The sequence below is a fragment of the Prauserella isguenensis genome (assembly GCF_014191605.1).
GTDB classification, from domain to species: Bacteria; Actinomycetota; Actinomycetes; order Mycobacteriales; family Pseudonocardiaceae; genus Prauserella; species Prauserella isguenensis.
Map to the genome: position 1 here is coordinate 375588 of NZ_JACHWU010000002.1, position 23512 is coordinate 399099.

Genomic DNA, 23512 nt, shown 5'->3' on the forward strand with positions numbered 1-23512 from the left:
GTGATGCCGGGTGAACGGGATGTACGGGATGTGGATGCACGGGTACCGGGCGACCGTGACCCGGCACACGGTCCACGACACCGGCCGCCGGGCGCGGCGCGAACGGCGGCGTCCGGATGCGGCCCGTGCCGCGTGCCGGGTCAGTGTCCCGCGGCGGCCCCGCGTGACTCGCGGCGGCCCGGCGGGGCCTGCGGCGGCTCAGTGCCCCATGCCGAGGCCGCCGTCCACGGGCAGCACCGCACCGTTGACATAGCCCGCCTCGTCGGAGGCCAGGAACCGCACCATGTCGGCGATGTCCTCGGGCCTGCCGTACCGGCCCGCCGGAATCTGCGCCAACGCGGCCTCCCGCTGCTGTTCGGTCAGCTCGTCGGTCATGTCGGTCTCGATGAAACCGGGCGAGACGACGTTGGCCGTGATGTTGCGGGAACCGAGCTCGCGGGTGATGGAGCGCGCCACTCCGACCAGGCCGGCCTTGCTCGCCGCGTAGTTCACCTGACCCGCACCACCCGAGAGGCCGATGACAGACGAGACGAACACGAGCCTGCCCCACTTCGCCCGCAGCATGCCGCGGCTGGCGCGCTTGGCGACCCGGTAGGCACCGGTGAGGTTCGCATCGACCACGCGGGTGAACGACTCCTCGCTCATCCGCATCAGCAGCGTGTCGTCGGTGATGCCGGCGTTGGACACCAGCACCTCCACGGCTCCCTGGTGCTCCTCGACCTCCTTGAACGCGGCGTCGATCTGCTCGGTGTCGGTGACGTCGGCCTGCACGCCGAACAGCCCCTCCGGCGCGCCCGATCCGCGGTGGGTCACCGCCACCCGATGTCCGGCCTCGGCCAGACCGCGCGCGATCGCCAGTCCGATGCCGCGGTTGCCTCCGGTGACCAGAACCGACCGTCCCACGAGAAACCTCTCCTCACGCCGCATGGCAGTTGTCCGCCGTGAGGCTATCCGGCGCGGGCCGCTCCGTTTCCCGGTACCCGGAGGTAACCCGGCCGCGCCCGGCATGGTCTTCACCACACGGCCTGCCGACGTTCGGGAGGGTGGGATCCGCCCCGGCTCCCGGCCACCACCACGCCCGTCCCGAGTGCCCCGCCCACGCACCCTGTGAGCATCGTTCGACAGGCCGCCCGCGGCCGACTCAGCGCGGTCGGCAGAATCGGTGCGTGGCCGCCGCCCGGCCGCTCGCGCCGCGCGCCGTACGAACGAGGAGAACCACCGACGTGTTCCGGGTCGTCTTCTATCACCCCGAGATCCCGCCCAACACCGGCAACGCGATCCGGCTGTCGGCCAACACCGGCTGCCAACTGCATCTGATCGAGCCGCTCGGGTTCGGCTTCGAGGACAAGCAGCTGCGCCGCGCCGGACTCGACTACCACGACCTGGCCGACGTCCACGTGCATCCGTCCCTGGAGGCGGCGTGGGAGACACTGCTTCCCGCCGACGTCTACGCGTTCACCGCCAAAGGCGACCGGCTGTACACGGACGTCTCCTACACGAGTGACGACGTGTTCCTGTTCGGCCCCGAGTCGACCGGCCTGCCCGACGAGGTCCTCGCCGACCCCGCCGTCACCGAACGTGTGCAGCTACCGATGCTGCCGACCTCGCGGTCGCTCAACCTCACCAACACCGCCTCCATCGCCGTGTACGAGGCCTGGCGCCAGCACGGCTTCCCCGGAGCCCGTCCCGCCGGGGCGTGACTGCCGGAGCGGCGCTCAGTCGGGCAGGCGCCGTCCGATGAGCAGCGAACTGGCCGCCGCACCGAACAGCACGAGCGTGCCCAGCACCACCCAGGGCCTGCTGGCGTCGGTGTCCTTGGTCTCGTACCCGATCTGCTCGCCGAGGCTCTCGTAGACCTCCCCGAGCTCCTCGGCCGTGGCCGCCTTGTAGAAGTCGCCACCGGACAGTCGGGCGATCTCACGCATCGACGCGTCGTCGACCTGGACCGGCACGTCCTTGCCCTCGATCTCGACACTGCCGTGCGAGGTGCCGAAGGAGATGGTGCTGACCGGGATGTCCTTCTCCTTGGCCTTCGTCGCCGCGGTGAACGCGCCCCGCGGGGCGTACTCGTCCTGCGGCACTGTCTGCTTGCCGTCGGTCATCAGCACGATGCGCGCGGGCGGCGGCCCCTGTCTACCACCCACGACCGCGGAGAAGCTCTCCACCGACTGCAGCGCGGCGAAGATGCCCTCACCGGTCGCCGTGGACTGGGCCAGCTTCAGATTCCGGATGGCACTGGTGACACCGTCGCGTTCGGTGGTGGGTGCCACCAGCACGGTCGCCGTGCCCGCGAACGAGATCAGCCCCAGGTTCACGCCCGGGGTGAGTCCCTCGGCGAACTGCGACGCGGCGTCCTGGGCCGCCTTCAGCCGCGTCGGCTCGACGTCGGTCGCCTCCATCGACAGCGACACGTCCATCACGAGCATGACCGTCGCCCGGTTCCTCGGAACCTTCTGCTCCGCCGTCGGCCCTGCCAGAGCGAACGTCAACAGCAGCAGCGACACCATCAGCAGCGCCGACGGCACGTGCCGCGTCCACCGCCTGCCGGCGGGTGCGACCCGTTCCAGCAACGCGAGGTTCGAGAACCGCATCGTGCGTTTGCGCCGCGAGCGCACCGCCAGCACGTAGCCGACCGCGACCGCGGCGACGACGATGAGCAGCAGGAACCACCAGGGCGACGCGAAGCCGGTCAGGTTCATGAGGCCGCCCCGGACCAGCCGCGTTTGCGCGCGACCACGAACCGCACCGTGTCGGCGATCCAGTCGGAGTCGGTGCGCAGCACGAGATGCCCGGCGCCGGCCTGGCGCAGCGCCCGGGCCACCTCACCGCGGTGCTGCTGGGCCGCGGCGGCGAACTCCTTGCGCAGCTGCGCCGACGCGTGCACCTCGCGCTGCCTGCCGGTCTCCGGGTCGGCGAGCACGATGTCGCCGACCTCCGGCAGGTCCACGTCCCGCGGATCGAGGACCTCGACACCGATCAGGTCGTGCCGTCCGGACAGACCGCGCAACGGCCGCTGCCAGGCGATGTCGCCGAGGAAGTCGGAGACGACCACGGCGAGCCCGCGCCGTCGCGGCGGGCGGCGCAACTGGTCGACGAGCTCGGCCAGATTCCCGCGCGTGCCCTCCTCGGCCCGGGGCATCTCGGCGATCGTGCGCACCAGGTTGCGTGCGTGTGCGCGTCCCCCTCGCGCGGGCACGCGCACGGTCTCGGCGCCGTTCGAGACGAGCGCGCCCACGCGGTTCCCGCCACCGAGGGTCAGGTGCGTGACCGCAGCGGCGGCGCACACGACGAGGTCGCGTTTCTCGCACGCGGCGGTGCCGAAGTCGAGGCTCGCCGAGACGTCCGCGACGATCCACGTCTCCAGTTCCCGGTCGGCGATCGTCTCGCGGATGTGCGGCGTCGTGGTGCGGGCCGTCACCGCCCAGTCCATGCGGCGCACGTCGTCACCGGGCTGGTACGGCCGCGCCTCCCCCGGTTCGGAGCCCGGGCCGGGCACCAGGCCGAGGTGGTTGCCCTGCAGAAGGCCGTCGAGCCGACCCCGTACCTCGAGTTCCAGGGTTCGCAGGCCGGCCGCCATACGGTCACCCCGCAGCACGGGCGGAGCCCACGACGGCCGCCCCTCGCGACTGCCCGCGCCGGACGCGCCCACACCGAGCGGGTCTCCGGGGTCGTTCGTGCGCGCCATGTCGACGGACTACCTGCCCGGCACGCCGGCGGCGACGGACGGCTGACCACCCTGCGGACCCTGCGGCCGCGCGGTGACCTGCGGCAGCGGTACGGTCTGCAGAATGCGGCTCACGATGTGGTCGAGCGGTACGCCGTCGGCGAGCGCGTCGTAGGACAGCACCAGCCGGTGGCGCAGCACGTCCCCGGCCACGTCGACGATGTCCTGCGGCAGCACGTAGTCGCGGCCACGGACCAGCGCGAGCGCGCGGGCCGCGGAGATGATGCCGAGGCTGGCGCGCGGCGAGGCGCCGTAGGACACCCAGCCCGCGACGTCGGTCAGCCCGTGCTCACCGGGCGTCCGGGTCGCGAGGACGAGGCGGACCACGTAGTCGACGAGCGCGTGGTGGACGAACACCTGCGAGGCCACGCCCTGCAACCGGACGAGTTCGTCCGGGGTGAGGACCGTCTGCGGTTCGGGCGCGGCGACACCCATCCGGTAGACGATCTCGCGCTCCTCCTCGGCCGTCGGGTACTCGACGATGATCTTGAAGAGGAACCGGTCGCGCTGGGCCTCGGGAAGCGGGTACACGCCCTCGTTCTCGATCGGGTTCTGCGTGGCCAGCACGAGGAACGGGTCGGGCATCGGGAAGGTCTCGCCACCGAGGGAGACATGCCGTTCGGCCATCACCTCGAGCATGGCCGACTGGACCTTCGCCGGGGCGCGGTTGATCTCGTCGGCGAGCACGAAGTTGGCGACCACCGGGCCGAGTTCGACGTCGAACTTCTCGCTGCCCTGGCGGTAGATGCGGGTGCCGAGAATGTCGGCGGGCACCAGGTCGGGGGTGAACTGCACACGCGAGAACGATCCGCCGACGACCTTCGCGAACGTCTCGACCGCCAGGGTCTTCGCGACGCCGGGCACGCCCTCGAGCAGCAGGTGGCCCTTCGCGAGCAGCCCCACGAGCATGCGCTCGACCAACCGGTCCTGGCCGACGATGACGCGCTTGACCTCGAACACGGTGCGTTCGAGCAGCTGGGCGTCGCGTGCCGGTGCGCCGGGTTCCGCCCCGTTCGCGTTGTCGGGGGTGCCGGGCTCGGTCACACCTAACCTCCTTGCGGTGATCTTCCCTCTCGCCGGGACCGTACCGCTCGCGGGCGCGCACCCGGCGGGTGAGGTGGAGGGTTCCATGGAACCCGAGTCCCGGTATGACGCCTGTGAACCACTCCGCCCTCACGGCAGGTCGTCGGCGGTGTCGACGTCGGCGGCCTCGTCGCCGCGCGCGGGCACGTCGACGATCACGAGCCCGCCGAGCACCCGGCGCACCGATGCGCCAGCGGGGTCGGCGGGAAGGGCAGCACGGAGCGACGCCGTCCGCCAGGCTCCGAGCAGCCACTGCCTGCGACCGTCCGCGTCGACGAGGACCGCGCCGTCCGGCGTATCGGCGTGGTCGCCGTCGTCGGGCCCGTCGAGCGCCTCCAGCAGGCGGTCGACGACGGCCGCCGTGACGCCGCGCAGATCCCCGGCCAGTACCACCACGCGCGCCTGTTGCACGAACGCCAGCCCGGCGGCGAGTGCCGCGAGCGGGCCGGCCCCCGGCGGCTGCTCCCGGGTCCAGACCACGCCGTCCACCCCTGGTCGCCGCGGCCCGACCACCACCACCGGATCGGCACCGGACAGGGCTGCCAGTGATCGCGCAAGCAGGGTGCGTCCGCCGACCTCGAGCATCGGCTTGTCCACCCCGCCGAGCCGCTCGGCGGCACCACCGGCGACGACGACACCCGCGTACGAGCTCGGCCCGGTCGCCGGCTCTGCGTGTCCCGTCTCGGCCCGCCGGGGCCCGCGCGCCGCGATCACCCGATGAGGCGAGTGGCGTACGGGAGGATGTCGCCGTACCGCACCGGGACCACGCGGACGTGCCCGCCGGAGTACGGCGCCTCGATCATCTGCCCGTTGCCGAGGTACAGCGCGACGTGGTGGATGCCGCCGTTGCCCCAGAACAACATGTCGCCGCGCCGCATCTGCGACAGCGGCACCTTCCGTCCCGCGTCGTACTGGTACCCGCTGTAGTGCGGCAGTGCCTGCACCCCGGCGAAGGCGTAGATCATCAGGCCGGAACAGTCGAAGCCGATCTTGGCGTAGTCGCCGTGGGCGTCGGCGACGCCGCCGTCCCGGATGCCGTACGTCGGGCCGTGCGCGTTGCCGCCGCCCCAGGCGTACTGCACCCCGAGCTGGGACATCGCGCGCTGGACGACGGTTTCGACGCTCGCGCCCGTCGGGACCGACGCGGCCTGGGGCTGCTGGGCCGGAGCCGACGCGCCCCCGCCGGACGTCCCGCCGCCGGACGCCGCGGCGGCCGCCTGCTGCGCCTGGGCCGCCTCTTCGGCCTCCTTCTCGGCGAGCCAAGCCTCGTACCGGTCACGCTGCCCCTCGAGCCCGCCGACGTGGGAGCGCGCCTCCTGCAACTGCTGCTCGACGGCGCTCTTCTCGGCCCGGACTTCCTCGGCACGGGAGGCCTGGCCGTTGCGCGCCTCGACGGCCGCCTGCTGCGCCTGCTCGGCGGCGGTCTTCGCCCGCGCCGCCGCGGCCCTCTTCTGGCGCGCGTTCTCCAACGCCTGCCGGGCGGCCGCCTCCTTGTTCGACTTGCGCACCTGCGCACGCTTCATGCTGCCCAGCGCGTCCAGCTCGCTGCCGCCGACGGCGCCCAGCAACTGCTCACGGGCGAGCAGGTCCTTCGGCGAATCGGCCCCCAGGTAGGCGCTCAGCGACCCGACCGTGGTCCCCTGTCGGTGGCTCGCGGCCACGAAGCGATCCAGGGACTGCCGCGCGTTGCTGATGGCGCCCGAGGCGGTCCGGACCTCGGCGCGCGCCGACTCCGCTTCGGAGTCGGCCGTGTCCGCCTCCGCCCGCGCCCGCTGCAGGTCCACCCGGGCCTTGTTGGCCTGCTCCAGCTTCCGCTCCACCCGGTTGCGGAGGGTGGTCAGTTTGGCCTCGGCGTCGGCGAGACGGCTGGTGAGTCGTCCGACCTCGCCGGCTTTCTCGGACGCTTCCGCGCGGCTCGCGTCGAGTTCGGCGTCGCTCGGGTTCGGCGGCGGCGGTGGCACCGCGACGGCCGCGGGCGGAGCCGCCAGCAGCACCGCGAGCGCGAACACCCCGGCCGCGAGCCCCTTTCCGGACCTCCGTCCACCCGGTCGCGTCGACGACGACGCCGACGTCCGCGCCGTTCGGTCCACGCTCGTCCGCATCCGATCCCACCTCCTGCTACTCCGAGCAGAACTCTGCCATTACGACCCCGGCATCACCATTCGCCACATGGGAAACATCGGTCTCGCTTGTCACATTTCCCCGAGGTGGGGGATCTCGACCCGGAATGTCTGGCGTACCGCGCAGGATGAGACGTATGCCCAGCACCCGTGCGACGGCGGTCGTGGCGCGCCTCGTCGCGAGCGCACTCACCGGCATCGGCGTCGTCCTCACCGTCGTCGGCACGTTCCTGCCGTGGTTCTTCTCCGGTGCGGTGACCCGCAACAGTTACGAGGCCGCGGGCCTCGTCGAGCGTTTCGACCTCGCGGGCGGTGCCGAACAGGCACTGGCCGGGTGGGCGGCCGTGCCGCTGCTGGCCGCGGTCTGCGCCGCCGCACTGGTCACCCGGTTCGTCCGCACCGCCGCGGCGGCGTGCCTGATTCTCTCCCTCGCCGTGGGAACCGTCGGGGTGCTCGTCGCCGTCCAAGCGGGCGACCACGACGGATTGATCGGGATCGACCGAACCGGCCCCGTGGTGACCGCCCTCGGCGCAGGACTGGCGTTCGTCGCGGCCCTCGCCGCCGTGGCGCTCGCCGGCCGCGCGGCCGGGCCCCGGCCCCCGCGGGCGGCGGCCACCGCGGGGGCCGGCACGCCACCCCGACACCGCTGACCGGCCGGCGAGCCGGAGCACCACCGGTGCACGCGCCCGCGCGCACCGGGATCGACACAGAGCAGGTGGGAATCGTGACCACTCCGCAAGGCCCCGGGAATCCCTGGGCGAACCAGCCGGGCGGACATCCGGGGCGGCAGGGTCCGTACGGACAGGCCGGACCACAGCAGCCCGGACCACCGTACGGCCAGCAGCCGGGCGGGTATGCGCCCCACGGGCAGCCGCCGTACGGCGGGCAGCCGCAGCCGCCCCACGGGCAGCCGCAGTCCCGGCAGGGCTACGGCGGGCCCGGGTATCCGCAGCAGCCCTACGGCCCGCCCGGTCCGTACCAGCCCGGCGGAGCCGTGCCCCCGCCTCCAGCGGGCACCGGGCGGAAGCGCGGTCTGATCATCGGGCTCGTCGTCGCGTTGGTCGTCGCCGCGGGCGCGGTGGGCAGCTATTTCGCGTTTCTCCAGCAGAGCTCCGTGGCAGCCGGCGCCTCGTCGCCGACCGAAGCCGTGCGCACACTCGCCACGTCGTTCGAGGGTGGTGACCTCGCCGGGGCGCTGACGAGCCTCGCCCCGTCCGAGTCCGCACTGCTCACCGACCCGCTCGACGAGGCGGTCGCCGAGTACAAACGCCTGGGCGTGTTCACCGAGGACGCCGACCCGGAACAGCTCAGCGGCCTCAGCGTCACCGCGAGGAACCTGCGGTTCGACGAGCAGGCCGAGGAACGGGTCAACGACCGCGTCGCGATCACCAAGCTCACCGGCGGCACCATCACGATCAAGGGCGATGCCGCCGAGTTGCCGCTGACGCCCGAGTTCAAGGAGCGGATGTTCGACGGCGACACCACCGTCACGGACACCGAGACCGTCGACCTCGCCGAGGACGTCGACGAACCGGTCCGCATCGCCGCCGTCAAGGAGAACGGCGAATGGTACCCGAGCCTCTTCTACACGATCGCCGACAACGCCCTGCAGGACGAAGGCCTCGCCTGGCCCTCGCAGTCGATCCCCGCAGAAGGCGCCGGCTCGCCCGACGAGGCGATCAAGGGCGTCGTCAACGCCGCCCTGGGCGGGGACCTGGAACGCGTCATCGAGTTGCTGCCGCCGGACGAGATGGCGGTGCTGCACGACGCGGGCCCGCTGCTGCTCGAGGAGGCGGGCGACCTGGAAGGCGCGCCCGGAGCCGAGGTCACCGACCTGCAGACCGAGAACACCGAGGTCCAGGGCGGCACGCGGGCCACGATCACGTCGGTCACGGTCTCGGTCCAGGGCGACAGCGTCACGGTCACCAAGTCCGGCGATTGCTACGAGATGCAGGCCCGGGGCCGGAGCGAGCGGCTGTGCGCCGACCAACTCGCCCAGCTGGCCGCGGGCGAGGACGCCGCGGACATGCCGCCCGCCGTGGCCGGAATGGTCTCCAACCTCGTCGGCGGGATCATGGAGCAGGGAGTCGGCGTGGTCACCACCGAGGTCGACGGCAAGCACTACGTCAGCCCGGTGCGCACGCTCACCGAGCTGGGCCTGACGGTCATGCGCAGCATGCAGCCGGGCGACCTCAGGGGGATCATGCTCGGCGGCAACTGAGCCGCCGACCCGAACGCGGGCCCGGTGCCGGGGACGTCGGCGGGCCCGCGTTCGTCGTGCCGCGCGCGTCAGCGCCGGGAGTGGACGCCCCACGCTCCCCAGTGCACGACCTCCTCGACCGGGGCCCGTTTCGGCCGCGCCCACCGGCCGCGCTCCGGGTAGCCCATCGGGATGAGCGCCATGGTCAGGGCGTCCTCCGGCAGTCCGAGGAGCGTGCGGAGCTCGTCCTCGTGTCCGGCGTAGAGCGTGGTCAGCGACGTGCCGATGCCGTGTACCCGGGCGGCCAGGCACAGGTTCTGCACGGCGCCGTAGATCGACGCGCCCGTGCGGGGGTCGGTGGCCGCCGCCGCTCCCCGCAGCACGGGGAACACCCACACCGGCGCCTCTTCGAGATGGTGCGCCAGGTGCTCGGCGCCCCGGAACCCGGCGGGGCTCAGCCCCTCGGCCGTGCCCGCGAGGAACTCCGCCCGCCGGTGACCGTAGGCCCGCTCCCAGTTGGCGCGGTACCAGGGCGCGATCCGACGTTTCACCTCCGGGTCGGTGACCACGACCCAGCCCCAGTCCTGCCGGTTGCCGCCGGAGGGGCCCCTGACCGCGGCGTCCAGGATCTCCCACAGCACCTCGTCCGGAATCGGCTCCGGCGACAGATAGCGGCGGGCCGGCGTCGAATACAGGACGTCAAGTGCCCTCGGCTCCTCGCCGGGCCGCTCCTCGTCGGCGGTTCGGGTGTCGCCGGTGCGGGTGGCGGCGGTCGCGCCGTCGGTCATGATCGGGTCCCTCCCGGGTGATCGGTGGCCCGGCACGGGCCGGATGCCCGTGCCGCCGGCCTGTCCAAGCCTTATCACCGCGACGGCCGCCGTGTGTGCCCGACCGCCCGGGACCCGAGCTGCCGGCCGTCGCCGGGCACATGCCCGACCGGGACGGCGGCGGATATCACACACGTTCCGGCGGCATCCGGCCGCACCCTTGGTTGAATACAAAAAAGGACAAGCGTACTGTTTATGGCGCAGGGATTGTCCGAGCCCACCTCTGCGGGCGCGACGGGGGTGCGCAAGACTCGGCCCTGGGTACCCGAACTAACCGCCGCATGGAGTGAGACGTGACTGCACCCGCCAGCAAAAACAGCTTCGGCGCTCGCGACACAATGAAGGTCGGTGACGCCTCGTACGAGGTGTTCCGCCTGAACAAGGTCGAGGGCTCGCAGCGGCTGCCGTACAGCCTGAAGATCCTCCTCGAGAATCTTCTGCGCACCGAGGACGGCGCCAACATCACCGCGGAGCACATCCGCGCTCTGGGCAACTGGAACCCGCAGGCCGACCCGGCTACCGAGATCCAGTTCACGCCCGCCCGCGTGGTGATGCAGGACTTCACCGGTGTGCCGTGTGTGGTCGACCTCGCCACGATGCGCGAGGCCGTCACCGCTCTCGGCGGCGACCCGGACCAGGTCAACCCGCTCGCGCCCGCCGAGATGGTCATCGACCACTCGGTGGTGATCGACATCTTCGGCCGCGCCGACGCGTTCGAGCGCAACGTCGAGATCGAGTACGAGCGCAACAAGGAGCGCTACCAGTTCCTGCGCTGGGGCCAGAACGCCTTCGAGGAGTTCAAGGTCGTCCCGCCGGGCACCGGCATCGTCCACCAGGTCAACATCGAGCACCTGGCGCGCACGATCATGGCCCGGAACGGCCAGGCCTACCCGGACACCTGCGTCGGCACCGACTCGCACACCACGATGGTCAACGGCCTCGGCGTGCTGGGCTGGGGCGTCGGCGGCATCGAAGCCGAGGCCGCGATGCTCGGCCAGCCGGTGTCGATGCTCATCCCGAAGGTCGTCGGCTTCAAGCTGACCGGCCAGATCCCGCCCGGCGCCACCGCGACGGACGTCGTGCTGACCATCACCGAGATGCTGCGCAAGCACGGCGTGGTCGGCAAGTTCGTCGAGTTCTACGGCGACGGTGTCGGCGCCGTGCCGCTGGCCAACCGCGCCACGATCGGCAACATGAGCCCCGAGTTCGGCTCCACCGCCGCGATCTTCCCGATCGACGAGGAGACGATCCGGTACCTCAAGCTCACGGGTCGCTCCGAGGAGCAGCTCGCGCTCGTCGAGGCCTACTCGAAGGAGCAGGGCCTGTGGCACGACCCGGCCCGCGAGCCGGAGTACTCCGAGTACCTGGAGCTGGACCTGTCAACGGTCGTGCCCTCCATCGCCGGGCCGAAGCGCCCGCAGGACCGCATCGAGCTGACCGACGCGAAGACGTCGTTCCGCAAGTCGGTGCGCGACTACGTGCAGGACGACCAGGCCACGCCGCACACGAAGATCGACGAGAAGGTCGAGGAGAGCTTCCCGGCCAGCGACGCGCCCGCGCTGTCGTTCGCCGACGAGGACTCCGTCGCGGTGCAGTCGGCCGCCAACGGCGCCACCGGCCGTCCGTCGAAGCCGGTCACCGTCACGTCCGAGGAGCGCGGCGAGTTCGTGCTCGACCACGGCGCCGTGGTGATCGCCTCGATCACCTCGTGCACCAACACCTCGAACCCCTCGGTCATGCTCGGCGCCGCGCTGCTCGCCCGCAACGCCGTCGAGAAGGGCCTGTCGGCCAAGCCGTGGGTCAAGACGTCGATGGCCCCGGGCTCGCAGGTCGTCACCGACTACTACGAGAAGGCCGGACTCTGGCCGTACCTGGAGAAGCTGGGCTACCACCTGGTCGGCTACGGCTGCACGACCTGCATCGGCAACTCCGGTCCGCTGCCGGAGGAGATCTCCCAGGCGATCCAGGACAACGACCTCACGGCCGTGTCGGTGCTGTCCGGTAACCGCAACTTCGAGGGCCGGATCAACCCCGACGTCAAGATGAACTACCTGGCCTCGCCGCCGCTGGTCATCGCCTACGCGCTCGCGGGCACGATGGACTTCGACTTCGAGAACCAGCCGCTCGGCCAGGACACCGACGGCAAGGACGTCTTCCTGGCCGACATCTGGCCCTCCCCGCAGGAGATCCAGCAGACGATCGACTCGGCGATCACGCAGGAGATGTTCACCAAGGACTACGCCGACGTGTTCGACGGCGGCGAGCGCTGGAAGTCGCTGCCCACGCCCGAGGGCAAGACGTTCGAGTGGGACTCGCAGTCCACCTACGTCCGCAAGCCCCCGTACTTCGAGGGCATGGGCGCCGAGCCGGAGCCCGTCACCGACATCTCCGGTGCCCGCGTGCTGGCGCTGCTGGGTGACTCGGTCACCACCGACCACATCTCCCCCGCCGGCGCCATCAAGGAGGACTCGCCCGCGGGCCGGTATCTCAAGGAGCACGGCCTCGAGCGCAAGGACTTCAACTCGTACGGCTCGCGCCGCGGCAACCACGAGGTGATGATCCGCGGCACGTTCGCCAACATCCGGCTGCGCAACCTGCTGCTGGACGCTGTCGTCGAGGGCGGGGTCCAGGGCGGCTACACCCGCGACTTCACGCAGGAGGGCGGTCCGCAGGCGTTCATCTACGACGCGGCCCAGAACTACGCCGCCGAGGACACGCCGCTGGTCGTGCTGGGCGGCAAGGAGTACGGCTCCGGGTCGTCGCGTGACTGGGCGGCCAAGGGCACGCGCCTGCTGGGCGTGCGCGCGGTGATCGCCGAGTCGTTCGAGCGCATCCACCGGTCGAACCTGATCGGCATGGGCGTCGTGCCGCTGCAGTTCCCGCAGGGCTCCTCGGCGTCCTCGCTGGGCCTCGACGGCACGGAGACCTACGACATCGCCGGCATCACCGAGCTGAACAACGGTGTGACCCCGTCGACGGTCAAGGTCACGGCCACCAAGGCCGACGGCCAGAAGGTCGAGTTCGACGCCGACGTCCGCATCGACACGCCCGGCGAAGCGGACTACTACCGCAACGGCGGCATCCTGCAGTACGTGCTGCGGAACCTGACGAAGTCCTGATTCCGTTCCATGCGACAGACGGCGCCGCGGGCCCTCCGGCTCGCGGCGCCGTTCGCGTCCCGTGCCCCGTGCGATCGTGTGGTCGGGACCTGTCGGTGCGATACGTCCGTCCCGGCGATAATCGGTCGCGCGCACGCCCCGGTGATGGTTCCGTGTCGGGGTGATCCCCTCCGACGTCTTTCGCGACCTACCGGTGCTGACCGACGACCGGGTGCGCCTCGTGCCGCTCGCCGAAAAGCATTTCGACGGAGTGCGGCGGATGCTGGACGACCCGGTGGGTCGCAGGCTGACCGGGACGCACCACACGTTCAGCGACGAGGAGGTGCGGCGGCACCTCGCCACCCGGGCGGACCATCACGACCGGGCGGACTGGGCCATCACCGACGCAGCCACGGGAGCGTTCCTCGGCGAGGCGGTGCTGCACGAGCTGGACGCACCCAACGCCGCGGCGGGTTACCGCATCTCGCTGCTCGGGCCCGAGGTCTTCAGCCGCGGCTACGGCACGGAGTCGACCCGGCTGGTGCGCGACTACGCCTTCGACGTGGCCGGACTGCACCGGGTGGGACTCGAGGTGTTCGACTTCAACGTACGGGCCCAGCGGGTTTACGAGAAGTGCGGGTTCGTCCGCGAAGGGATCCACCGCAGCGCACTGTTCTGGGACGGCATCTGGCACGACGTGATCGTGATGGGCATCATCGCGAGCGATCCGCGTCCGGGGTGAGCACGAAGATCGGGAAGTCGCGGCCCGCCTCGTCGCGTTCCATCGCGTAACCGGGCCAGAACCCGAGCAGGCGCCGCCACATGGCCTCGCGGTCCAGACCGGTGAGTTCACGGGCACGCACCGGGACGTCACTGCCGCGCACGAGCACCCGCGCGTCCGGGCAGGCGCGCAGGTTCAGCGCCCAGGCCGGCTCGTGGGCGCGCCCCCAGTTCGATCCGGTGACGACGAAGACCTCGTCGCCGTCGCCCACCCCCTCCCCTGTGGCGCATCCACTGTTCCGTGTCCGGCCCGCGCGGTTCGGGGTGTCGCGGTCGGGCATGTAGAGCAGGTTGTTCTCCCGCAACCGGCCGGTCCGCCGCCCCGTCGTGATCAGCCGCAGCGACGGCAGCCCGGCGATGCCGACCAGGCTCGCCCGGCCCCGGGAGGCGCGATGCAGGCGGGTGTCGGCCCACACGATGCCCTCGGCGAGCTTCATCAACGACCGCCGACGGCCGAGCACCCGGGCGACGGTGGGCAAAGGGTTCCGCATACCGGACATTCGACCATTCCGGACCACGGCACTGCACACCGATTCTCCCGACTGCTGCACGACACCGCGCGGCAGTCGCGTCTCAGCGGTCCGAACGCAGGCACGCGGGGCGGAGTGCAGGCACGCGGGTGGGGCTCCCGCGGCCGGTCAGACGGCGCGGGCGAGGGAGACGCCGAACCGGTTCGCCTCGTCGGTCCACCAGTGTTCACGCGTGAAGCCCGCGTCGGCGAGTTCGGCCCGCACGCCGTCGGGTCGGAATTTGGCGGAGACCTCGGTCCGCAGGTGCTCACCCTCACGGAACTCGACGTCCAGTCCGGCACCCGGCACGTGCACGACGAGATCGCGGCGGGCGCGCAGGCGCATCTCGATCCACTCGTGCTCGGCGTCCCAGGCGGCCACGTGCTCGAAATCGGCCGGGTCGGCATCGGCGCCGAGGCGACTGTTCAGCACGGTCAGCACGTTGCGGTTGAACTCGGCCGTCACACCGCGCGCATCGTCGTAGGCGGCCACGAGCGTGGCGGGGTCCTTCACCAGGTCCGTTCCGAGCAGCAGCCACTCCCCCGGCTTCAATACCTCTCTCACCGACCGCAGGAACGTGGCGCGCTCGGCGGGCGGGAAGTTGCCGATCGTGCCGCCCAGGAACGCCACCACTCGCGGCGGCGTGCCGGGCAGCTCGCCGAGGTTCACCGTGAAGTCCCCGACGACGCCGTGCACGACGAGGTCCGGATAGTCCGCGGCGATCGCCTCGGCCGCCTCGGTCAGCGCCGAGGCGGACACGTCCTGCGGCACGAAGCCTGTCAACGTCCCGGCCGACCGCAGCGCGTCGAGCAGCGCCCGCGTCTTCTCGCTCGAGCCGGCGCCCAGCTCCACGAGGGTGCGGGCCCCGGTCGCCGCGGCGATCGCCGGGGCCTCGCGCAACAGCACCTCGCGCTCGGCGCGTGTCGGGTAGTACTCGGGCAGCGCGGTGATCTGTTCGAACAGGTCGCTGCCCCGTGCGTCGTAGAACCACGTCGCGGGCAGCCATTTCTGAGGCGCCGACAGTCCTTCCCGGACGTCGCGGCGCAGCGCCGCGGTCAGATCCTCCCCGGTGCGGTGTCGTTCGATGATCACGTCGTTCACGCGGATCTCCGTTCGTCGAGGGTCATGATCCGGTCGATGGCTGCACCGGTGCCGTCCCGGCGGGCCACGACGAGGTGGCGATCGGGCACGGATCGCCACGCCGGATCGTCGTCGTACGGTTCCGAGGCCACGACCACGCCGCCGGAACGGGCCAGGACCGACAGCGAATGGGTCCATGCCGTCGCGACCAGCAGGTCGCGGCCGGTAAGCAGGAGGTTCAGCCGAGACCCCGGAGCCGCGCGCTCCACATCGGACACCAACTGCGCGACCTCGGTCACCGGGTCGCCACCGGAGGCCAGCCGCTGCCGCAGCAGCGCCCACAGCAACGCCGAATCGGTGCGTGCCTCCATGCCCAGCAGATCCACGACGGGCAGCTTCTCCGCGAGGCCCGCCACCGAGGACGGCCAGCCGGTCACCACGCCGTTGTGGCTGAACATCCACCGGTCGTCGACCATCGGCGCGCAGGCACCCTCCTCGACCGGCATCCCCGGGGTGCCCGATCGCACCGCGCCGACGAACGCCGCCGACCGTAACGTCTCGGCCAGCCGCGGCAGCGTCTCATCGGTCCACACGGGACGCGCGCGCCGGTACCGCACCGGTGGTCCGCCGTCGTCGGCCAGCCAGGCGAGGCCGAAGCCGTCGGCGTTGACGGTGCCGCCACCGCGCATGTCCGCGGGGGCGTGGGCCTGCACGAGCAACGCGTGCGGCGCCCCCACGAGCGGACCTGCGGGAGAGGCCGGTGTTCCGAGGTACGCGAGATGGCGGCACACCGCTCACATCACCTCGTCGCGCGTCAGGTCGCGGGCACAGCGGAAACCGGTGAAGATCTGCCTGCGGATCGGGTAGTCCCAGTTGCGGAACGTGCCGCGGATCGCCACCGGATCGGTGCCGAACGAGCCGCCACGGAGCACCTTGTGGTCGCCGCCGAAGAACACCTCGGAGTACTCGCGGTACGGGAACGCGGTGAACCCCGGGTAGCCGCAGAAGTCCGTGGACGTCCATTCCCACACGTCGCCGATCAGGTGGTGCGCCCCCACCGGCGAAGCACCGTCCGGGTAGGCGCCGACCGGTGCGGGACGCAGGTGACGTTGACCGAGGTTGGCGCGATCGGCCGTCGGGTCGTCGTCCCCCCATGGGTAGCGCAGGGACCGGCCGGAGACCGGATCGTGGCGGGCCGCCTTCTCCCATTCCGCCTCGGTCGGCAGCCGCTTACCCGCCCATGCCGCGTAGGCCTCCGCCTCGTGGAACGACACGTGCAGGACCGGCTCGTCGGCAGGCACCGGCTCGTCCACGCCGAACCGACACCTCCGCCAGCGACCGCCGTCGCGGTACCAGAACCGTGGCGCGGTGATGCCGTGGCCGGACACGTACGCCCAGCCCGCCTCGCTCCACCAACGCGGATCGTCGTACCCGCCGGCCTCGAGGAACGCGGCATAGCGCTCGCACGTCACGGGGACCGTGTCGAGGGCGAACCCGTCGACGTGCACCTCGTGGGCGGGCCGTTCGTTGTCGAGCGCCCACGGCTCCACCGACGTGCCCATGACGAACGAGCCCGCGGGGACGACGACCTCCTCCGGCAGCGGGCCGGCGCGCCTGCCGGGCGGTGCCGGCGCGTCGAGCAGCGGATCACCCCGCCGCAGCTGGTGGGTGGCGAGCATCGTTTCGTCGTGCTGCTGCTCGTGCTGGGCGATCATGCCGAAGGCGAAACCCGACTTCGTGAGCCGGTCGCCCTGCAGCGGGACACGGTCGAGCGCGTCGAGCGCCTTCTCCCGCACCTGGCCGACATAGGCGCGTGCCTCGTCCGGGCCGAGCAGCGGCAGTTCGGGCCGGTCGGCGCGCGGGTGCTGGAACGCGTCGTAGAGATCGTCGATGTCGGGCCGCAGCGGTTCGCGGCCGCCGACGTCGCGCACGAGCCAGATCTCCTCCTGGCTGCCGACGTGCGCGAGGTCCCACACCAGCGGCGACATGAGTTTCGAATGCTGCCGGGTGAGCTCGGCGTCGTCGATGTCGGTGAGCGTCGCCGTGCGCCGGCGCGCCCGATCCAGCGCCGCCGCGGCGTGAGCACGCAGCGCGTCGGCGCCCTCCGCACTCGGGCCCGCGCCTGCGGTGCCGGTCGTGTCGGGAGCGGCGACGACGTCCTGGGCGGACGCCGGGGAACGGTCGAACGCGGCCATGTTTCCTCCTCGAACGGGACTGCCTCGAACGGGACTGCGTGGTGGGCGGGACTGCGTGGTGGCGGGACACGGACGGGATACCCGCGCGGCCTTCCGGGCGATGCCGGCCGGCCGGAGGGTCAGCCGGGCTGCGAGCCGAGCCGGACGTCGACGGCGGCCGTGATCTCGTCGATCAGTGCCGGTGGCAGACCGAGGTCTGCCAGCCCGTCGCAACCGAGCTCGGCGACGGCGCGAGCACCGCGGTGCAGCGCCGGGTCGGCGAGCCCGAAGTGGGCGGCGTCGACCCACCGGCCCTCGGTGGGGGCACAGACCTCACGGACGCGGTCGACCACGGCAGGCCCCCGGAGCAGTGCTGCCACCAGCGCCACGGGATCGACCCACCGGCCTGCGGGCTGCGCGTCGACGTAACGCAGCTCGAGGTGCCCGCGCGGCCGAACCGGCGTGAACAGCGTGGTCAGGTGGTAGTCGAGATCTCCGAAGGTCGGCGGCGGCCAGTGCCGGGCGACGCCGCGGCGGGCGATCCAGTCGGCGAACGTCAGCCGGTCGGGCGCGTCCCACGCTCCGCTCGTGCGCCTGCGAACCATGAGCGGCGTGTCCAGCACGCGGGCGGCCCAGCGCGCGGGCGGATCATCGACCGCGCCTCCGGCTGCAGCCGGGTCGGTACGCGCCGGCTCGGTCTCCATCACGGCACGCCAGCGCGCCGAGGCGTGCCCGGTGTCGCGACCGGTGTGCCTGCGCGAGTTGGCGAACAGGGCGAGCAGGACCGGGCCGAGCGCGTGGACGGCCGCCCACCGGGACTCCAGCGTGCCGGGCTCACCGGCGTCGACGCACACCTGCACCGCCGCGGTACTGCACATCATCGTGGCGCCCGCGGGTCCGATGGCGGCGAACCGCCGTTGCATCGCCGCGTAGCGCGCCGTGTCGAGCAGCAGCCGCGGCGGGCGCAGAGGGTCGATGGCCTGCTCGCCGAGGACCAGCCCCTCACCGGCGAGCAGATCGGTGACGTAAGCCAGGTCGGTGCCCGCGTCGGACACCAAGGCCGGGATCGAGGCGTGCGGACGGGTGGAGATCTCCACCTGACCGCCCGGTTCGAGGGTGAGCGCCGATCCGGACGGCAGTGGAGCCGCGCGGCCGCCGGCGGCGAGCGTGGGCGGGGCATGCCGGCCGAGCGCGCGGCACAGCCGGTCGCGGTCCGGGGCTCTGCGCGGGTCGGCGGCGTCGTGGACGAGGAACTCGAGTTCGGCACCGGTCAGTCGCGGCGGTCCGTGCTTGAAACAGACGGAGGCGACGTACGCCTCCCCTTCGGCACGATCGGCGATCGCGCATGCGGCGACCTCGGCGGCCGTCTCCCGCGCTGCGTCCGGCACCGGGGCGTCGGGACCGTCCGGGCCCGGTGTGCCCGGTGCACGTTCGTGCCGGGTCGTGGCGCCCGAGCCGACCCTGCCGGGGGCTGTGCTGTCCGGGATTGGACTGTCGGGCGCTGTGCTGTCGGGGACTGTGCTGTAGGGCGCTGTGCTGTCCGGGGTCGGGCGTTCCCGTTCCGGGGTTGTGGCGCCCGGGGTTGGTGTGACAGAACCGTGCATCGCCGTCATGCGACCACCGCATCCGCTCGAGGACCGTCGGTGTCGGACGCTACCGGCGCCCACCGACAATCGCAGCCTTCCGCTACCCCCTGCCCCGCAGCCTTCCGCTACCCCGGTGTCCCCGGGGCCGGGCGGGCAGGCCGCGGAGCGGGCACGACACGCCACTCCCAGTACGTACGTACGGTTTGCATCCGGTGCACACGCGGTGTCAAGATCGATGAATGCCACGGGTCAGCCAGGACCACCTCGAGGCGCGCCGGCGCCAGATCCTCGACGGGGCACGTCTGTGTTTCGGACGGTTCGGCTACGAAGGTGCCACCGTCCGCAGGCTCGAAGACGCCACCGGCCTGTCACGCGGCGCCATCTTCCACCACTTCCGGGACAAGGAGTCACTCTTCCTCGCCCTCGCCGAGGACGACGCCGCCCGCATGGCCGACGTCGTCGCGCAGCAGGGACTGGTCCAGGTGATGCGCGATCTGCTGGCGGGCGACTCCGAACATCCCGCCGACTGGCTCGGCACCCGGTTGGAGGTCTCCCGCAGGCTGCGCACGGATCCCGAGTTCCGCGGCCGGTGGGCCGAGCACTCGCAACAGCTCACGACGGCCACCCGCAAGCGACTCGAATGGCAGCGCCGGTCCGGCAACCTGCGCGACGACATCGGCGTCGACGTGCTCGCCGAGTACCTTCAGCTCGTCCTGGAAGGCCTTGTCTCGCACCTCGCCATGGGCCTGCCCGCCGACGACCTGGAACCCGTCCTGGACGTCGTCGAGGACAGCGTCCGCCGGCACCGGGGCGACTGACCGTTCCCCGGTGCGGGCAGCCCGGTCACCCACACCCGCCCGGTTCGGGAACGCCGCCACCGTCACCGCCGTTTGTCCTGGTTAAGATACCCGTATCCCCTGTTGGCCCGTGTTCTCGAGGAGTGACGTCGTTCGTGCGCGATGCGCAGTCACCGGGAGACAGTATTCGGCCGGGTGACAGACCCGGCTCGCTGATGTCTCCCCCTGCCCGCCCCGCCCATCCGGCCCCGGGCGGCGCATTCTGATGGACGTCCTGCTCACCATCGGGGGCCTGCTGGTCGTACTGCTGCTGACCGTCGGCACCGGCCTCGCGGTGGCCGCCGAGTTCTCGCTCACCACGCTCGAACGCAGCACCATCGAGGCCAACGTCCGCCAGGTCGGCGACCGGCGGTCCCGAACCGTGCTCAAGGCGCACCGCACCCTCTCGTTCCAACTCTCCGGAGCCCAGGTCGCGATCACGCTGACGACCCTGCTGACCGGTTACGTCGCCGAACCGCTGCTGGGCCAGGTCATCCGCCCGGTGCTGACCGGAATCGGACTGCCCGACGGCGCCGCCCGGGGCACGTCGCTGGTGCTGTCGATGCTGCTGGCCACGGCGCTCTCGATGGTGATCGGCGAGATGGTGCCGAAGAACCTGGCCGTCTCGCTCCCCCTCAAGACGGCGCGGGCCGTCGCCGGGTACCACTCCCGGTTCTCGGCGCTGTTCCGCTGGCTCATCGCGCTCATGAACAACAGCGCCAACGTCGTCGTCCGCAAGCTCGGCATCGAGCCGCAGGAGGAACTGCGCTCGGCGCGCTCACCCCAGGAGCTCGGCTCGATCGTGCGCACGAGCGCCGCGAGCGGCACGCTCGACATCGCGACCGCCCAGCTGCTCGACCGCTCCCTGCGCTTCGGGGAACGCACCGCGGCGGAACTGATGACCCCGCGCGTCCGTGTCGAATCGCTGCACGTCGAGGACACGGTCGCCGACCTCGTCGACCTGTCGCGCAGCACCGGCGTGTCCCGCTTCCCCGTGTACCGCGAGGACCTCGACGACGTACAGGGCGCGGTGCACGTCAAGCAGGCGTTCACGGTCCATGCGGATGAACGCCGCACCGTGTCGATCGGCTCGGTGATGCGGCCCGTCCCGACCGTGCCGGAGTCGCTGCCGGGCGACGCGCTGCTCGACAGGCTCCGCGCGTCCCGGTTCCAGCTCGCGATCGTGGTCGACGAGTACGGCGGCAGCGCCGGGCTCGTCACGCTCGAGGACGTGGTCGAGGAGATCATCGGCGACGTCCGCGACGAGCACGACGACCGCGAGGAACCCTCCTCCCAGCAGATCGGCGTCGACAGCTGGGCCGTGTCCGGCCAACTGCGCGGTGACGAGGTCGCCGACATCACCGGGTTCGCCATGCCCGACGGCGACTACGAGACGATCGCCGGGCTGATCCTCGAACGGCTGGGCCGGATCCCCGACGTCGACGACGCGGTCGACATCGACGGCTGGCGGCTCACCGTCACCGAGATGGACCGGCACCGCATCGCCGAGATCCGCGTCGAACGACGGGAGGTGCCTGCGTGAACGACTGGGTCGCCATCTCCCTCATCGGGGTCCTGCTGGCGTTGAACGCGTTCTTCGTCGGCGCCGAGTTCGCGCTCATCTCGTCCCGGCGCGACCGTCTCGAAGCACTGCTGGAAGCCGGTAAGGGCCGAGCCAGAATCGTCATCAAGGCGGGCCGGAACGTCTCGCTGATGCTCGCCGGGGCGCAACTGGGCATCACCGTGTGTTCGCTGCTGCTGCTCCAGTTCGGCGAACCTGCCGTGGCGCACCGGCTCGAGGCTGCCGTGCACGCGCTCGGTGTGCCACTGCCCGCGTACGTCGTCCACGCCGTCGCCTTCGTCGTCACGCTCGTCGCCATCACGCTGCTGCACGTGCTGGTCGGCGAGATGGTGCCGAAGAACATCGCGATCGCCGAGCCCGAGCGGATGGCGTTGTGGCTCGTGCCCGTGCACGTCGCGTGGGTCCGGCTGGTGAACCCGTTCCTGTGGCTGCTCAACGGCATCGCCAACGGCGTGCTGCGGCTCATGCGGGTCGAGCCGAGGGACGAGGTCGACACCGGCTACACCTCCGACGAGCTGGCCGCGCTGCTCAGCGAGTCGCGGCGGGAAGGTCTCCTCGAGCACGCCGAACACCGGCGGCTGTCGCAGACCCTCTCGTCGGCCGACAAGACCGTCGCCGACATCATCGTGCCGATGTCCGACCTGAGGACGGTGCCGGACCATCCGACGCTCGGCGACGTGGAGGCCGCCGTGTCCGCCACGGGCTTCTCCCGCTACCCACTGCGGACCGGCGACGGCACGCTCGTCGGGTACCTGCACGTCAAGGACGTGCTCGCCCACCTCGGCGACGACTCCGACGCGCGGGTTCCGGCGAACAAGATCCGCAGACTGACCCAGCTGCCGGTGCACGCCCGGCTGGACACGGCGTTGTCCGCGATGCGCAGGGAAGGCAGCCACCTGGCGACCGCCACCGACGACGACGGCGAGGTCGTCGGGGTGGCGGCGTTGGAGGACCTCGTGGAGGAGTACGTCGGCACGGTGCGGGACGGCACACATGTCACCTGACACGGTGCTCGGCGAACCGGAGTGGCGCGCCCGCGAGGAGACCCACGTCGCCCGCATGCGGCCGTGGACGGGCCCGCACCAGGCCCGCCGGTCCCGGGGCGAGAAACATCCGGTGCTGGACTTCCTGTTCACGTACTACTCCCTGCCGCCCGCTCAGTTGGAGCGCTGGCAGCCCGGCGCCGGCGTGCTGCTGACCGGCGAGCGCGCCCGCCGGTTCCTCGACCGCACGGGATACGTGGAGACGCCCGACGGCGTTCACGCCGATCCGGTGCTGCCGCCGAAGCGCGCCCGCATGGCGGGCCGCGCCGTCTCGCTGTTGGAGGCGACGGCGGCGCGCCCACCTCGTCTGAACTGTTTCGGCCTCCACGAATGGGCGATGGTGTATCGCCACCCGCCGGACGAGGTTCGACACGCTCAGTTACCGCTGAGGTTGGGATCCAGCGGCACCGACGACGTCGTCGAGAGCCTCGACATCCGGTGCGGCCATTTCGACGCCTTCCGGTTCTTCACCGAGCAGGCACGACCGCTCAACATGCTGCAGCCGACCAGGGAGACACAGCGCGACCTGGACCAGCCCGGCTGCCTGCACGTCGGTATGGACCTGTACAAATGGGCCTACAAGCTCGGTCCGCTCGTGCCGTCGGAGCTGCTCGGCGACTGTTTCGAGTTGGCCGCCGACATCCGCGTGCTCGACATGCGGGCCAGTCCGTACGACCTGTCGGCGCTCGGCTACTCGCCCGTGCCGATCGAGACCGCGGCCGGCCGGGCCGAGTACGCCCGGCACCAGGCTGCCTTCGCCCGACGCGCGGCTCCGTTACGCGAACGGTTGATCACCCTCTACCGCGGGTTGCTTTCGGGAACGGAAGTCGGATCCGAATCACAGTGATCCGACGGGCTGGGCTGTTAGGG

At 71.6% G+C, this 23512-nt stretch carries 21 protein-coding genes; 9 read left to right on the forward strand and 12 right to left on the reverse strand.

Annotated features, from left to right (window positions below; translation table 11 throughout):
- Positions 1-198: 198 nt before the first annotated feature.
- On the reverse strand, positions 199-903 hold the full coding sequence (gene fabG / locus FHS23_RS10200; RefSeq protein ID WP_343053805.1) for a 3-oxoacyl-ACP reductase FabG: 705 nt from the start codon (positions 901-903) through the stop codon (positions 199-201).
- A gap of 320 nt (positions 904-1223) precedes the next feature.
- Here fabG and FHS23_RS23170 point away from each other — a divergent pair, with 320 nt between their 5' ends.
- Positions 1224-1700: a TrmH family RNA methyltransferase gene (locus tag FHS23_RS23170; protein WP_183652223.1), complete on the forward strand. Its 477-nt coding sequence runs from the start codon at positions 1224-1226 to the stop codon at positions 1698-1700.
- Positions 1701-1715: 15 nt separating this feature from the next.
- Here FHS23_RS23170 and FHS23_RS10210 read toward each other — a convergent pair whose 3' ends face one another.
- The 5 genes from FHS23_RS10210 to FHS23_RS10230 form a co-directional block, all read right to left on the reverse strand.
- Complete coding sequence (locus FHS23_RS10210) at positions 1716-2699, reverse strand: VWA domain-containing protein (RefSeq protein WP_183652226.1); 984 nt, start codon at positions 2697-2699, stop codon at positions 1716-1718.
- Positions 2696-3685, reverse strand: coding sequence for a DUF58 domain-containing protein (locus FHS23_RS10215; RefSeq protein WP_183652229.1), 990 nt, complete (start codon positions 3683-3685; stop codon positions 2696-2698). Before FHS23_RS10215 ends, FHS23_RS10210 begins: the two co-directional genes overlap by 4 nt.
- A 9-nt stretch (positions 3686-3694) precedes the next feature.
- On the reverse strand, positions 3695-4768 hold the full coding sequence (locus FHS23_RS10220; protein WP_183652232.1) for an AAA family ATPase: 1074 nt from the start codon (positions 4766-4768) through the stop codon (positions 3695-3697).
- Between the two features lie 129 nt (positions 4769-4897).
- Positions 4898-5392: a molybdenum cofactor guanylyltransferase gene (gene mobA, locus FHS23_RS10225; RefSeq protein ID WP_246382059.1), complete on the reverse strand. Its 495-nt coding sequence runs from the start codon at positions 5390-5392 to the stop codon at positions 4898-4900.
- Positions 5393-5517: 125 nt separating this feature from the next.
- Positions 5518-6909, reverse strand: coding sequence for an NlpC/P60 family protein (locus FHS23_RS10230; RefSeq protein WP_183652237.1), 1392 nt, complete (start codon positions 6907-6909; stop codon positions 5518-5520).
- Positions 6910-7064: 155 nt separating this feature from the next.
- Between FHS23_RS10230 and FHS23_RS10235 the strand changes: the two genes are divergently transcribed.
- Both FHS23_RS10235 and FHS23_RS10240 read left to right on the forward strand, forming a co-directional pair.
- Positions 7065-7577: a hypothetical protein gene (locus FHS23_RS10235; RefSeq protein ID WP_183652239.1), complete on the forward strand. Its 513-nt coding sequence runs from the start codon at positions 7065-7067 to the stop codon at positions 7575-7577.
- Between the two features lie 74 nt (positions 7578-7651).
- A complete protein-coding gene (locus FHS23_RS10240) occupies positions 7652-9148 on the forward strand; it encodes a flagellar basal body protein FliL (RefSeq protein WP_183652242.1) in 1497 nt (498 codons plus the stop codon).
- A gap of 68 nt (positions 9149-9216) precedes the next feature.
- Here FHS23_RS10240 and FHS23_RS10245 read toward each other — a convergent pair whose 3' ends face one another.
- On the reverse strand, positions 9217-9915 hold the full coding sequence (locus FHS23_RS10245) for a nitroreductase family protein (protein WP_183652244.1): 699 nt from the start codon (positions 9913-9915) through the stop codon (positions 9217-9219).
- A 377-nt stretch (positions 9916-10292) separates the two neighbouring features.
- Between FHS23_RS10245 and FHS23_RS10250 the strand changes: the two genes are divergently transcribed.
- Together FHS23_RS10250 and FHS23_RS10255 are read left to right on the forward strand one after the other, a co-directional pair.
- Entirely contained in the window at positions 10293-13073 is a 2781-nt protein-coding gene (locus FHS23_RS10250; RefSeq protein WP_221219421.1) for an aconitate hydratase, read from the forward strand.
- Positions 13074-13233: 160 nt separating this feature from the next.
- Entirely contained in the window at positions 13234-13794 is a 561-nt protein-coding gene (locus FHS23_RS10255; RefSeq protein ID WP_183652250.1) for a GNAT family N-acetyltransferase, read from the forward strand.
- On the opposite strand, the gene FHS23_RS10260 is transcribed toward FHS23_RS10255, so the two are convergent.
- The 5 genes from FHS23_RS10260 to FHS23_RS10280 form a co-directional block, all read right to left on the reverse strand.
- A complete protein-coding gene (locus tag FHS23_RS10260; RefSeq protein WP_183652263.1) occupies positions 13766-14323 on the reverse strand; it encodes a nitroreductase/quinone reductase family protein in 558 nt (185 codons plus the stop codon). The two genes, FHS23_RS10255 and FHS23_RS10260, sit on opposite strands and share 29 nt — an antisense overlap.
- Before the next feature lie 147 nt (positions 14324-14470).
- Entirely contained in the window at positions 14471-15442 is a 972-nt protein-coding gene (egtD, locus tag FHS23_RS10265; RefSeq protein ID WP_183652266.1) for an L-histidine N(alpha)-methyltransferase, read from the reverse strand.
- Positions 15439-16212: an ergothioneine biosynthesis protein EgtC gene (egtC, locus tag FHS23_RS10270; RefSeq protein ID WP_183652269.1), complete on the reverse strand. Its 774-nt coding sequence runs from the start codon at positions 16210-16212 to the stop codon at positions 15439-15441. The genes egtD and egtC overlap by 4 nt, the downstream gene beginning before the upstream one ends.
- A 3-nt stretch (positions 16213-16215) precedes the next feature.
- On the reverse strand, positions 16216-17616 hold the full coding sequence (gene egtB, locus FHS23_RS10275; RefSeq protein ID WP_183652272.1) for an ergothioneine biosynthesis protein EgtB: 1401 nt from the start codon (positions 17614-17616) through the stop codon (positions 16216-16218).
- 119 nt (positions 17617-17735) lie between these two features.
- A complete protein-coding gene (locus FHS23_RS10280; protein WP_343053806.1) occupies positions 17736-18983 on the reverse strand; it encodes a glutamate-cysteine ligase family protein in 1248 nt (415 codons plus the stop codon).
- Positions 18984-19420: 437 nt separating this feature from the next.
- On the opposite strand from FHS23_RS10280, the gene FHS23_RS10285 reads away from it, so the two are divergent.
- From FHS23_RS10285 to FHS23_RS10300, 4 genes are all read left to right on the forward strand, one after another.
- Positions 19421-19999: a TetR/AcrR family transcriptional regulator gene (locus FHS23_RS10285; protein ID WP_183652276.1), complete on the forward strand. Its 579-nt coding sequence runs from the start codon at positions 19421-19423 to the stop codon at positions 19997-19999.
- A gap of 244 nt (positions 20000-20243) precedes the next feature.
- Positions 20244-21560, forward strand: coding sequence for a hemolysin family protein (locus FHS23_RS10290; RefSeq protein ID WP_183652279.1), 1317 nt, complete (start codon positions 20244-20246; stop codon positions 21558-21560).
- Positions 21557-22603: a CNNM domain-containing protein gene (locus FHS23_RS10295; protein WP_183652282.1), complete on the forward strand. Its 1047-nt coding sequence runs from the start codon at positions 21557-21559 to the stop codon at positions 22601-22603. Before FHS23_RS10290 ends, FHS23_RS10295 begins: the two co-directional genes overlap by 4 nt.
- Positions 22593-23489, forward strand: coding sequence for a 3-methyladenine DNA glycosylase (locus FHS23_RS10300; protein WP_183652285.1), 897 nt, complete (start codon positions 22593-22595; stop codon positions 23487-23489). Before FHS23_RS10295 ends, FHS23_RS10300 begins: the two co-directional genes overlap by 11 nt.
- Positions 23490-23512: the final 23 nt, after the last annotated feature.